The following is a 13,268-nucleotide window of genomic DNA, read 5'->3' as shown; positions in this document are numbered from 1 at the left end:
AAATTAATTATGCTTCAGTCTTTTTTATCCCGTGCAACCCTAATTTTTCTATCAAGCGCTCTAGCAGTTTTGTGTGTTGCCTGTAGTGAAGACCAACGCAACACTGCGACTGGTGGCAATGAGCAACCCGCGCCAATTGGGGAGCAGGCATCAGTACAGCCTGCCGTTGAACCAACAACACCAGCAGTTACCCCTACCGCAGAAGCACAACCCCTAGAGCCGCTAGAGCCGTCTGAAAGTGAACCAAGTCTTTTTGAAATGGGGCGAGACAAAGCTGTTGGCGCTTGGAGTATTAGCCGATCTGCTCAATCTCCAGATGATTGGAATTTGGTGGCGAGTCAGTACCAGGATGCGATCGCGCTGATGCGAAGAGTCCGGCGACAAAGCCCAGAATTTGCGATCGCTCAAACTAAAATTACTGAATATCGTCGCCAAATTAAATATGCCCAACAGCAGGCTAATCCTCGCCCTGTGCGCGTTGCCGAACCGAAGAGGATAGTAGTTGTGGTTCCCCAGACAATAACCACACCGAAGTATACCTCACCTCTATCGCCTCCACAAGAAATAAACGCGTTACCGCCAAAACCAGCTTTGCCCTCAGCAGTGGTAATTCCAGATCAGGAAGTATTTACAGCCCCGATTAAAAGGCGAATTGGTGGAACGCCAATTGTCGAAGTCACCTTTAATGGTCAGCAACAATTTGACATGATTGTGGATACGGGAGCCAGTGGCACTGTAATTACCCAAGAGATGGCAAATACCTTGGGAATAGTGCCAGTAGGGAAAGCTAAGGCAAATACCGCGAGTTCCAGAGCTGTAGAATTTCCTGTGGGCTATGTCAATTCGATGGCAGCTGGCGGGGTAACAGTGAATAGAGTAGCAGTAGCGATCGCAGGTACGGAACTAGAAACTGGACTTTTGGGACATGACTTTTTTGGTAACTACGATGTCACCATCAAACGTAATGTGGTAGAGTTTCGTCCGCAATTGCGATCGCAAATCAATTCGCCAAAAACTCAACTAACTGCTCCAACTTCGTCCAAGCAGCCCCACTTTGTAGAATATCCTTAGCGATTTTAATCCCTTGGGCGTGATCTAGGAGTGCGATCGACCCCGCTACTTGCAGCGCCAGCGACGCATTTAAAGCTACTGCATCCTGTTGTGCCTGAGTTCCCTTACCTTGGAGTACCGCCTTGAGAATCACCGCATTCTCTTGGACATCTCCACCCCGAAGCATACCTATAGAAGCAGGTGTTAGATCCAAATCTAGGGGATTAATGCTAGTTAACTGCACTTCTTTGTCTGACAGCACCGCCAAGTCAGTTTCATCTCCTAACCCAGCCTCATCAAGTTTTTCTCGCCCGTGCAGCACAATCGCCTTTTCCTTGCCCAAATTCTGTAAAGCCTCGGCAACTGTTGCCAAAAGCTTAGGAGTATATAAGCCGACTACCTGCCCAGTTGGACGCAAGGGATTTACTAATGGCCCGAGCAAATTAAAAATTGTTCGCACCTTCAAAGTCCGCCGTAATGAGGCAACCGCCTTGAGTGCTGGATGCCAACCAGGGGCAAACAAGAAAGTGATCCCGACTTCTTGTAGTGCGGCTTGTACTTTTTCGCTGGATGCACTCAAATTTACACCCAAGGCTTCCAATACATCTGCACTTCCTGTAAGACTTGAGGCTGAACGATTGCCGTGTTTGGCGACAGGTATACCAGATGCTGCGGCGACAAATGCAACGGCTGTAGAAATATTAAAGGTTGATGAACCATCTCCACCAGTTCCACAGGTATCTATTACAGTGCTAAGTACTGGTTTCTGAGTGCTGAGTGGGGAACATTGAGATTGTAATACTTCAGCCATGCCGGTTAACTCGTCGGCAGAAATGCCTCTAAAGTTCAGCGCTGTTAAAATAGCCCCTGATAATTCTGGGGGAACCGCTTCACTGAGCCAACCTTGCATCAATTCAGCAGATTGAGTACGGGACAAGGATTGGCCATCTATTAATTGTTGCAGCAGGACATACCAGCTAGCAGAGGATTCTTGAGCAGAGATTGGAGAAGTTATCATAGAAGAAAGTTTGTATGTTGTAGCTATATTGAGAGCTATGGGGTTATCCTACCGGAAAATTGGAAAGCTATCAAAGTTAGGTTTAAATCTCAAGGCTTAATTGCAAAGCTGGATTAGCAAGATTCTGAACTTGTGATTTTTTCTCCAAATCAAGTTTAACTTCGTAGTTAGTAATGAATAACTCTTTTCCTTTAGCCGCACCACTCTGCTTATAGTTATTCATCCCATACTGTAATTCCCACTCTGAGATATTAGCCCATTGGAAATTTTCTCTAATGTGCAATGAGTCATCGTAGGTAATTAGCCAGCGATGATGACATTGTTGCAAAAGGTTAGCAAATCTCTGATGTTCAAAAGAAGTGTGCAAGTCTCCGTCTTTACCGTATAGTTTGGATTTCGTAGCACTAAAATATGGGGGATCTAGAAATAAAAATACATCTTCCACTTCTGATTTTAATAGGTGGCTGTAATCCAAATTAGTAATTTGGACATTTTCTGAGAGAATATTTTCTAACTTTTCTAGCCGTTCTATTGAAGAATCAGTAAATCTTTTATGGAAAGCTTGTTCAGAAAAACCGCCTGATTCTACAGTTCCTGAAAAAGTAATCCTATTGAGTACGAAAAACCGAACTGCTCTTTCTAAATCAGATAAATTATTGACATCTACACTAGTTAATTCTGTAAAGAGTAATTTACCATCTGTATGTTTAACTTTAATATGTCGAATTTCTTTAACTAATTGACCTATATCAGTTTGGGCAAGCTTCCAGAATAAGAAGAGTTCGCGGTTTAAATCGTTAATCCAAATCTTGATATGAGGAAACTTTTGCCTTAAATAAATGAATACAGAACCACCACCTACAAAAGGTTCTCGAAATTCCGAAAAGCTTTCTGGCAAGTATTCAACTATTTGATTTATTGCTTTCGATTTACCACCAGGATAACGGAGTGGGCTTTTGAGCATAATTATAAATCGTCACACTTGGGGTAATAACAAACGTTGAAAGCCCTCCTGCTCAAAATGGCGGTTGGTGATTAGTGCCTCAGTGACACCACGCTGACGCATCAACACAAAGCTAATAGCATCACATATAGGACTAGTATTGGATTGCGTGAAATACACGTAGTGTCATGACACAGCTAAAATACTGCATTAGCTTTCCTCTTGTGGGATGGGCCTCTCGCCCGTCCAGTGCGGGCAAGATGCCCACACCACAAGAAAAATTCTTGCATCATTTTAGCTGTGTCGCACTACTACAAGACTACCGAGATTTTTTCAGAAATCAAATATGATTTCTATAGAGAGTAACTTTTGTTAGAAATAATTGTAATTCTTATGTGAAATATCCAGGCCAATTTTCTTGTCTCACCAAAAGCTTAAATTATCGATTCAAAACTCCTACAATCATCTACTTAGGATTATTGTTATGCCCCGTTCTGCACCCTATCAACCTTTATTGTTGCGAATTATTCACGGCTTAAGTGGAATTTTAGTTATCGCAGCAATTATTACCGGGTTTCTAGTTTACAACACTTACGATCGCCGATTTGGTAAAATACCATTTCCTCAAATTGGGGATATTCAGGGTATTCACGGCACTTTTGCATTATTTTTCTTGCTTATTCTCCCTGCTTTTGCCCTCTATAGCTTTCATGCTGGACAAAAGCGTTTGCTTCAATCTGATTCTTTGCAGCAACTAACCCAGGTTGGCAAGCCGATTTGGTGGGTTAGCTTGCAACGTCTAGCAAATACTCTCATGCTCATCGCCGCTGTTTTGGCTGTGAACTCTGGCAGGATGATGAAGGAAGAATGGCTTCCAGCAGGGCAGCTACATCATATTTGGTACTCCCTCCACCTTTGCGCCTGGGTTGTGATGGTTGGCTGTGTGGCGATTCATGTTTTGATGTCTACCAAGGTGGGTGGTGCGCCGTTGTTACTCTCGATGTTTTCGTGGAAGTTTCGCCCAGAAGATAGCCCTGCTAAATGGTCTAGTCGTTTCCGTACTTGGTTGACTAGCTTGCAAACGAACTTTGGTGCTGGAATGAATAATTTTATACAAAACAATTTTTACCTCAAAATTATTGAGGTGATTGTGTTGGGTGGAATTCTGACAGCGTTTGTCTTACCTGTATTTTTTCCCGGTAGTGAGTCATAGGTAATTGGCTGTTGGGGCGTAGCTTGCCGCCGTAGGCGATCGCAAACCTGTTAAGATAAAAGTACGCACCCGTAATATCTATAAATAAAGTTTATGTTGCATTTTAGTAAAAATCTGTTACATTACTTTACAGGCAGTAATAAGGGAACTCCAAAAAATAAATTATTCCACTTAAAGTCGTTGACTGTTGACTGTTGACTGAAAACTCGTGAACCGTCAACGGCCAACAGTGAACAATAGCAATGGAATATTTTTTTACTTGGAAGTCCCTAACTGTTACAACATAAAAGCTTGGAGTATTATTTATGGCAGACGTTAAGAAGACTACGCCTTCGGTTCCAGAAGATCCTAATGCTTTGCGCTGGGGCTTCACTCCTCAGAGCGAAAATTGGAACGGTCGTTTTGCAATGATTGGTTTTTTATCTGCCGTTGCGCTTGAAGTGTTTTCTGGTCAAGGAATTTTACACTTCTGGGGCATCCTTTAGATTTAAACGTTTTTACCTTCATTAGATTATGAGGCAAGGCGGGATTAGTAAAATTGTCTGCCTTGCCTCATAATCTCAAGAATTAGACGCGATAAATCGCCGTCTCTACAAGGAATCTATCCATCAATTCTTTATTGACAGACTACTAGCGTGATGAGCGAAATATTACACGGCCTGGGGATTCTTCCTGGTTAATTCGCGCATATACTCGAAGACAAGTTAAGACTTCGCCAGGAATACCACCACAATCTAGTTGTAAGTCATCCTTGGATGAAGCACAGATATCTGCATAAAGTCCCGATAATTGGCGAATTCGCACTTCATTACCTGCATTATTAGCTTCATCAGCGACTTTCTTGAGGATGCGCCGTGATTCATGTTGTAGCTTTCCCCACCAAGAATAGCGTTCAGCCGGTGGTACAAATACTAGGGAATGTATCGCTTCGTCCATGTCAATCCAAGCACGGAGAATTGACAGGGGATCAGTGTTTTTCTCAGCTTTTTGGGTACGTTGGAAGCGATCGCTTAAAGCATCAATATATTGATCGCGCTGTTCTGCTTTGGAATGTAAGGAAATGACATCGAAGCTAAAAACGCTCTTTAAAGCATGATGTAAATCTGGATCTATTTCGATAAAATTCATATATAAAAAGAGGAATGCTGCTGGTAAATCGGATACATTTACTTGCGGATTTTTAGGATTTGAAAGTGTTTGTTGGTATAAGCATAATCCCTGTGTTTGAACAGTTCCACAAAGTCCGGGGTAGATAATTTCGTCGCGGATAAAGGGAAGTTGATAGAGGTTAGAATTATCTGCGATCGCACCAACTTCTTGAGCTAAATCTAAGGTGCGCGATCGCCAAGTTGCAGCTAAATCCTCTGGTACTCGTAGCAGTTTGCGTTGAATCTCATTCCACAAATCAGAGTCCGTTGTGCTTTGCAGTTGGGAATTACCCAGATAATAATTAAGTTCTGAGTCAGAATCAAAAACTTCCCGCAGGTGACTTAGTTTTAAATCATCTGGCGCATCTTCCCAACCAGTATTTTGCTGTGGGGGTTCAGGTTCCAACAGGTTATGAAGTTCTTGCAGCACCTGATCGCATATTTTAGATCCTGGATCTAGTGGTAATTTTGTGCGAGCCTGATTTAAAGTAGCCTCTAGTCCATACAAACTAAACCGCAGTAATTGGGCTAACTCTGAATTTTCTATCTCTAATAATTGACGCAAGTGCTGCATGAATCTCACCTCCAAATATTACTTGTATGTGATTCGTAGCGAATTAAACTTAGCAAACCTCTGCGCCCCTTAGCGTTTACTTTGTGCCCCTCTGCGTTTAAAAATCTTAATTTTTTTCAACGCAGAGGAACGCAAAGGTTAGCGCAGAGGAACGCAAAGGTTTAATACAAGAGTTAATGTATACCGCAAAATGGATCGCGTTCTTTATCAACTTCGTTGGGCTGTAATTCTAATTCGGCAAGATAAACGCATCCTTCTTCTTTGAGGCATTCTTGACTGTTTGATGTCCAGTAAGGGACTTCACCGGCGTGCATCCGCAAAATGCCTTGATCGTCGAGAGTTACACGATATTGGCAAGGGTAATCTGTTGTTACATCTGGTTTGCTGAGTGCGCCAATTCTTATCCATTTTTTGCTGTTGGTTTCGGCATCTATTTGATAAATATAGAAGGTGTGCTGGCCAGTTTGCGGGAAGGGAGGTAAGGGATTACTAATTAACCCGGTTCCTGGTTGTGTCACGCCATCGCGCAGATAGTGAAATTTTTGGAACAATTTACTACCATCATTTCCTACTTCAAATACAAGATGATAGGCATCTGGTTGATCAACAGTTGCGGACTCAAGAACATTGACGGCAATATCACCATCATTTAAATCTTTATTGAAGCGTTCCACAGCAATATTCCAGTTCAATTTGCCATCAGCAAATAGCCCTGAAGTTTCTGAAACTACCGATTCCAAATCAATGCCAGGAATGTCAATTAAATAATGCGGATTTCCCTGACAAAGCAATACACTAAATTCAAGGGTTTGGTCAATTTCAAACTGGACTTTAATTTTTCTCAAAAACTCTGCTTCTTGCATTCCTAGTTTATTCATGAGGTTTTTGCCATCGAAGCTACCCCATAGTCGTAAATCTCCATCCTCGTAGTCTTGACGGTAAATAATATTAGTTAATTGGATTCCTTGCCATGCAGTACGAACTTTGGCGACAGTTTCCCAAGGTGCGAGTTGATAAAGTTCTTGTCCGGCTTTGAATATAGTTAGTAAATCGTTACTTTGAGTTTTGCGTTTGAAGTTGCAGGGTAAATAATAAAACAGATTTTTGACATCAATTTCTAGCTGGTTGGCTCCCTTACGCAGCAAGCTTTTAGACTCTTCTGGATCGAATCTTAATCTTCGCAGTTTCTCGGCATAGCAAGCACCGGCGGAGGTGGCTAATTTGGTAAATTCGAGTACAAAGGTAATTCGTTCTGGATTCCAGACAAAATATGGAGACTTACTAAATTCTTGGTAGATTTGACGCTGCACTATATCTAAATTACAAGTTTTTCCAGACAAAATTAACCAATCAACTTTTTGAGAATTCCAAGAATCTTTGGTGAGATCATCGGAACGCAAGCGACTTTCCATCAATCCTTTGGCAATACCGATCGCTTCTTTAATTCCAGAAGCGGCGGCTCGTTCAAATTGCTGGTTATCTAGGGTAATGCAGATGCTATTTGGATCTTGAACTTGTAATTTAACGCCGCTTTGGGTGAGCAGTTCGGAAATTTGCTGTTCAGAAAGTGTGAAGGTTAATAGAGAATTATCTACTGCTGGCTTTTGCCCAAGTTTCAGTTTTGCTGCTTCCGCATGATCCCAAAGAATATAAAATGATTGCAGGCGTTGGGGCGCTTGTTGCCAACGGGTGGGTAATACTTTCTCAGCAGTATCTAGGGCATCTTTGTAAGCAATATCGCCTTCGGGATTCTCTTTATCTAAACATTTTAAAAGACTGCCAATTTTGAATTTGCCTTGTTCTAAAAAGCGCTCGTTTAACTCTGAGTTAATTAAATCTTCTAGCTTTTCGCTTTCTAGATCACCTGTTGTTACTGCTGTCAATAAAAAATCTGCGATCGCAACTTTTAATAATCTAAAAATTCGCAGTGTAATTAACTCGCCACCTAACTGTAAATGACCAGATGAACCTAATAGTTTGGGAGTAAGTTTATAGTAACGTCCTCCTAAACCTCGGTCTTCATAATCGGCAAAACTAGGGGTTTTATCTTCTAAAGTTAGTTCAATTAAAGCTAAATCTGTAGTTCCCCCGCCAATATCCAAAACTAGAACATTTTGTGACCATTTGTTTCCTGCTTGACGACAACGAGTTTTGAATGACTCAATACCAATGTTGAGATTACCACCAAATTCTCGCCATAAAAAGAATATTGCTACAGAAACGGCTTCATCATAAGCAGTTTGGACATCATCGATCCCCAACTGCTCAACTAATTCCTTAACTTCCTTGCGAACAACTGGTGGGGCGACAGTGGGGTAGGTGACAACTGCTGTTAAAAAATCTCCTTCTGAAAACCTGCGTTGGGCGCGTTGGCGGTAATCTTCAGTTAACTCGATTAAATGCGCCCAAGCAGATTGGATTAGTTCGTTAGCGGTAATTAATTCTTCTTCACCATCCAAAATAACTGGAAATAAACGATCTTGACCAAAATAGCGTTTGGGTGAATGGTGAAATCTGCTGATAATTTCCTTTAAAGAACCGCTTGTACCTTGAGCAATCGCTTTTTTTCGATTATCTCTCGCTTCCCTTCCCATTCGCAGTTTTAAATCGCTTAACTGCGAAATTTCCGACTCGCTGGGAATTTCCGTATCGCGGCGATCAATATCCAGCACAACTGGGATCAGATTTTGCGACTCTAGAGTAGGGACGCGAAACACCTCATGATAGATTTGGTAAAGTTTTTTGCTGACAGCCCGACGGAATCTCTCGCTGTTTCCTAAAGAAAGTTCAATTTGGCGAATTGCTTCCAAAAATCGCTCTTTATTGTCACTTTCAAAAACTTCGCTCAATCGGCTGGGTTCTATCTCCAGGTTTCTGCTAATTTCTACAATAAACTTTTCCCAATCATCAGCACTGACATCTGGTAAAGCCACTGAGGCGGGAGAACTCAGCCATTGTGATAAGCGATTCGCGCAACCGCATTTCTTGTTCTTTGGGGAGAATTTCTGCGATCGGTACTTCAATTGGATCGAAGAGTGTAACTGTGGAATTCGATGTACCAAAATCCAAAGCAAACCATCCTGGAAATCTTTTTTGTTGTTTCTCGCTTGGTTCGCGATCGCTATATTTGTTGAGTTGAAAAGGGTTCATTATAGTATCACTTTCTGTTGTTTGTTTTATAGCTGGCTAAAAACTGTAATGTTCTATCATAAAATTACAAATTTAGAGAATCTTTGGTCTTGTACCATTGATTCTCTTTAGCACTGGCTTTTATTATTTGGCTCGATATCTACGTTGGGCTACGCTTTTATATGAAAGGGCGTAGGCGTAGCCCAAACTAGGCGATCGCTATGAAAATTGCAGCCGTTACTAAGTTGATGTTGAAGATTCTTGCTCATTTGCAAGTCTTACTTGTTCGACTTCTTCGATAGTTAAATGAAGTAACCTCGCAACCTCTTCTATCGAAATACCATAAGCTAAACACCGAGGTATAAGTTCAAGTTTTGCTAGTTCTCGTCCTTCTTGTAGTCCTTGTTTTAGTCCTTCTTCTTTAGCTTCTCGATAAACCCTAGTGTCTTGTAACTTAATTTCAAACATTGCCTCTACCTCTTCACGGCTTAAGTTTACAAATTTATAACTGGTAATTGTTGTGATTACTCAGATGCGAGTCTTACTTGTTCGATGGTTAAATTAAGTAATTTTGCAACGTCTTCCATCGACATACCAAGAGCTAATAACTGAGGTACAAGTTCAAGTTTTAGTTCTTCTCGTCCTTCTTGTTTAGCTTCTTGATAAACTCTAGTTTCTTCTAACTTAACTCCTAACATAGCCTCTACCTCTTCACGACTTAAGTTGGCAAATTTATAAACAGCGATTGTTGTGATTACATCTATTATCTCCTTCTTAGCTAAAACAGTTATCTGTTCTTGTTGCACCCGCTCAATTAAACGTTTCGCTTCTTGCACCATTTGAGTATCTGAGGCAATAGTCAACTGCATCAAACTCTGATTTCTCTGTGTCCTCTGTGCCTCTGCGGTTCGTTTTCCGTAACTCGTGCGTAAGTCCTATCTGAGTTAGCTTATCTCAAATCATCTAAGTAAGAAACAGCAGCAAGTTCTGAAATAATCTGCAACCAAGTAGGAATTGCGATCTCAGATGGCAAGTCTCCAGCCGCCAAATATCTCAGCAAAGTTTCTTTTTTGGAAAGGTTTTGCAAACTAGGAATAATTTGATCCAAAATACCTTCAAGTTCGGAATTAATTTGCTGATTAACTTCGCTAACATACTGCACAAGGTGAAGGCTAGCGCTAGCAGTGATTTCATCTCGCAGCCGCAGTACTAAAAGTTGGTGATTGCTCGATCTGGGTAAACCTTGGCTTTTTTCTGGTGCCCAGTCAAAGATTTGACCAACGTTGTGTTTCTCGTCTTGACGCGCTAGGGGAAAAATGATGTCGGGTGCAACGGTTTTGTTTTTACTACTGATTTCGGAGATGATTGCTTCCTTCCATTCGTTAGGATCGCATCCTAGTAATAATTTGTAAAAGAGATCGGCATCTTCAAAACCAAATTTTTCTTCGATTTCTTGTTCCATCTCTGGGTGGAAAAATGCCTGCAATTGTTCGCGTTCTGGGGCTATATAATTTGACAATTGATTCAACAAATCTACCACTGCTTGATGGATGCGATCGCGGGCAAAATCTTCTACTTCTTTAACGGTTTTCTCAAAGACTGGATAAAAATCATCGCTTTTAGTGGGAAGGGAACTATTGACGCGATTTCCCCGATCAAATAATTTCCCGGCTGCACCTTTAGATTCTGCCAGAGCGATCGCTCCATTGTTGGCTTTATTGAAGAGTAAAGTCCACTGGTTCCAATTCAATATTCTAAAGGTAAGTTCGTCTTTAACTATATCGCTGACGACAACACCGCGCCGGTCTTTGAGTGGTTCTTTCCCTAAATCTTTTTGAAAATTCCTATAGATTTTATCCAAGCTTTCGACCACAAAGCGCAACTCGGTAAAGGCGGGACTATCACCAGTGGGGATACCTTGCTCGTGAATTTCATCTATGATGTCTTTCAAGTGATCTTGTTGCTGACTCACCACATCAGCCGATCTCCGAGTATCTTCATACAGTTGCTTCAGTCCATGAGTCGCTACATGGGTTTGAATCAATTCCCGCAGTTTACTAAGTCCCCCATCTTGACTAAAGTAACCTAGCTGTCTACCCAAATAACTGCGGGTGTTACCGTCTAACAGCCGTTCACTTAAGTGCTGCCATTTTTCTTGTAGCCGTTTAGACCGATCTAAATAATCAGGATAGTCTAAGTTAGCCAAAAACTCTGTTGAACCTGCTTTGACGGTACTAGAACGTTTTGCTAATTCAGCTAGTCCCAACAGTGGCGACAGTAGAACGATGCGGTCTTTTTGAGTTGTAAACGCTTCTGCACCGTCAATGGTAGTTTGTAAAACTTTGAGTTTTTGGAAAACGGTTTCTTCTTCTAAATGGCTATCTTCAATCAGTTGATCGAGTTCTCTTTCGCCACCTTCGCCCTCTAGGGGTAGTTGATCGAAACGACCCACACCTACGAGAATTAAATCTTTCAGGTCTTGTCCCGGTCGCTGCTGCTGCATCATCGTGAAGATTTTATTGGCGCGATCGCTCCCTGGAGATTTACCATTTAGCAATACCAAAATTGTTTGTACTTCTGCCAATTCTCGCAGTGACAAAAAGGTATCCCTAGCCCCCGAATTAGCAGCCCCCAATCCCGGAAAGTCGATGAGAATAAATTTAGCTGCACCTGCAAAATCCCAAATTTCCCGTGATATTTTCACATCGATATCGACACGGCGGATCAATGGGAAGCTGTTCTGTAATAACTTTGTTGGTAGCCTCTGTGGTGGACTTGGTAATCGGATATGCGTTGGCGGTAAATCCTCAAATTTGAGAGTTTGGATTGCCATTGGCTGTTCGACTAGCTGTAGCCCCTCGCGGGCGGTAGTAGCATCAATTTGGTAGCGTCCACCACACATAACTTCCCCATAAGCTTGATAAGCCCGGAGGAATAATACCAACTCCCGGAGTAAATAACGTAGCTCTAAATTGTTACTGCTATTCCATGCTTCTTCACACCAGCCAATAATATCTGTGCCAGAGTTGAGTTTCGATACTGGTATCGGAGGAAGCCCTGCTGCTGTTGTCCGTTTATTGGCTTCCCCTAGCATGAAGCGTAGACACTCATGTACTCCTTCATGAGAAAGATAATCTACCGTAAAATTGCTTAATTGCGTGGTTGCAAAGTCATCTTGCGGTATGATGTGTATGGCGGTAACATTACCTGTAGTGGGGTTTTCGCTGACAGGCAAAGCATCAGCATATCCAATTAGACTGCCTAAAAGTAAAGTTTTTCCACTACTGAATTCCCCCATCACCCCAATTTTGACAGGTGAAGTTGCCAGGTCTACAGTTTTCTGGGCAGCTGACCGTAAACGCAGAAGACAGTCGTCAAGACTAGCTGGAACCCAATCTTCTTGTTTTGAAGGGTGCTGGGGCACAGAATCTATCTTTCGGAGGATGAATTCGCCGTACTCCTTGAAACGGCCCAGTTTATCTGCTTCCATAAAGTAGTTTCCGCCTAACATTAATTTCTGTGAGCTTTATAACATATAAAATGCGATTACCAGCCATTGTTATAACCTGTTGATATCACATTTAGCATTTATCTCATTTAATTTGCGATTTTGCTATGAGCGGGGTTGTAAAGACGCGAAATTTCGCGTCTACAGGGTTTTGGTAACAAACTAATCAATCAGAACTTATGAGATAGACTATTAGTCTACCTACACCCAAAACATGAAAAATCAAAAATTTCCAACCTACAGAGGTAGGTTTTGTCTGTATAGTCGCTAGGACTCTAATTCATGCTGAATTCTTCTTGATGAAAAATCAATATTTATTTGATATGAAATTTCTGATGATTGTGAATTTCTGATAAAGATGTCAGGACTTCATAGTGAATTATATAGTTTAGATGAAGCTAAATCAGGTTTTTTAGCAATGCGATTACATAGCTAAGATGAATTTATAAATGATTTGAAGAATAAACAAAGTCAAACAAGTTCAAAATGCTGAAGTGAATCTTAATGATAACTTCAGTATTTTTTCAATTTATTTACAGTAATAAAAGAATTCTTGTAAATATAAAAGTAAATAAAGTATTAAGATAAATAACAGGTTGACATAAAAATTATATATATCTATTAATCAATCGTATTTTCCGACTATTACCTTAATAATTTAGGCAGAGCAGGCAGGCAAAAGTGT

The 13,268-nt window shown here is 41.3% G+C and carries 9 protein-coding genes and 1 pseudogene; 3 read left to right on the top strand and 7 right to left on the bottom strand.

The genetic code is table 11. The annotated features are described in order from the left end of the window. The first annotated feature begins 9 nt into the window (after positions 1-9). Positions 10-1,071, top strand: coding sequence for a retropepsin-like aspartic protease family protein (locus D1367_RS01655; protein WP_118171027.1), 1,062 nt, complete (start codon positions 10-12; stop codon positions 1,069-1,071). On the opposite strand, the gene trpD is transcribed toward D1367_RS01655, so the two are convergent. Both trpD and D1367_RS01645 read right to left on the bottom strand, forming a co-directional pair. Continuing rightward, complete coding sequence (gene trpD / locus D1367_RS01650; RefSeq protein WP_118162107.1) at positions 1,001-2,068, bottom strand: anthranilate phosphoribosyltransferase; 1,068 nt, start codon at positions 2,066-2,068, stop codon at positions 1,001-1,003. The two genes, D1367_RS01655 and trpD, sit on opposite strands and share 71 nt — an antisense overlap. Before the next feature lie 82 nt (positions 2,069-2,150). Further along, a complete protein-coding gene (locus tag D1367_RS01645) occupies positions 2,151-3,032 on the bottom strand; it encodes a DNA adenine methylase (RefSeq protein WP_118162105.1) in 882 nt (293 codons plus the stop codon). Between the two features lie 463 nt (positions 3,033-3,495). Here D1367_RS01645 and D1367_RS01635 point away from each other — a divergent pair, with 463 nt between their 5' ends. Beyond that, entirely contained in the window at positions 3,496-4,224 is a 729-nt protein-coding gene (locus D1367_RS01635) for a cytochrome b/b6 domain-containing protein (protein ID WP_118162103.1), read from the top strand. Positions 4,225-4,529: 305 nt separating this feature from the next. Next, positions 4,530-4,709 carry a high light inducible protein gene (locus D1367_RS01630; protein ID WP_094352678.1) on the top strand — a complete coding sequence of 60 codons (180 nt, stop codon included), beginning with the start codon at positions 4,530-4,532 and terminating at the stop codon, positions 4,707-4,709. Between the two features lie 145 nt (positions 4,710-4,854). On the opposite strand, the gene D1367_RS01625 is transcribed toward D1367_RS01630, so the two are convergent. The 5 genes and pseudogenes from D1367_RS01625 to D1367_RS01605 all read right to left on the bottom strand — a co-directional run bounded on the left by D1367_RS01625 (position 4,855) and on the right by D1367_RS01605 (position 12,565). Beyond that, positions 4,855-5,946: a hypothetical protein gene (locus D1367_RS01625; RefSeq protein ID WP_118162101.1), complete on the bottom strand. Its 1,092-nt coding sequence runs from the start codon at positions 5,944-5,946 to the stop codon at positions 4,855-4,857. Positions 5,947-6,119: 173 nt separating this feature from the next. Further along, positions 6,120-9,096 (bottom strand): annotated as a pseudogene (locus tag D1367_RS01620) (molecular chaperone). Positions 9,097-9,315: 219 nt separating this feature from the next. Further along, positions 9,316-9,543 carry an aspartate aminotransferase gene (locus tag D1367_RS01615; RefSeq protein ID WP_118162098.1) on the bottom strand — a complete coding sequence of 76 codons (228 nt, stop codon included), beginning with the start codon at positions 9,541-9,543 and terminating at the stop codon, positions 9,316-9,318. Positions 9,544-9,599: 56 nt separating this feature from the next. After that, positions 9,600-9,944 (bottom strand): DUF2887 domain-containing protein, encoded by a 345-nt coding sequence (locus D1367_RS01610; RefSeq protein ID WP_118162096.1) that lies wholly within the window; start codon positions 9,942-9,944, stop codon positions 9,600-9,602. An 80-nt stretch (positions 9,945-10,024) separates the two neighbouring features. Beyond that, entirely contained in the window at positions 10,025-12,565 is a 2,541-nt protein-coding gene (locus D1367_RS01605) for a P-loop NTPase family protein (RefSeq protein WP_118162093.1), read from the bottom strand. Positions 12,566-13,268: the final 703 nt, after the last annotated feature.

Source organism: Nostoc sphaeroides (genome assembly GCF_003443655.1).
In the GTDB taxonomy this organism is placed as follows: domain Bacteria; phylum Cyanobacteriota; class Cyanobacteriia; order Cyanobacteriales; family Nostocaceae; genus Nostoc; species Nostoc sphaeroides.
Note: the sequence above shows the minus strand (reverse complement) of the source record. Positions and strands in the feature narration are given on the sequence as shown.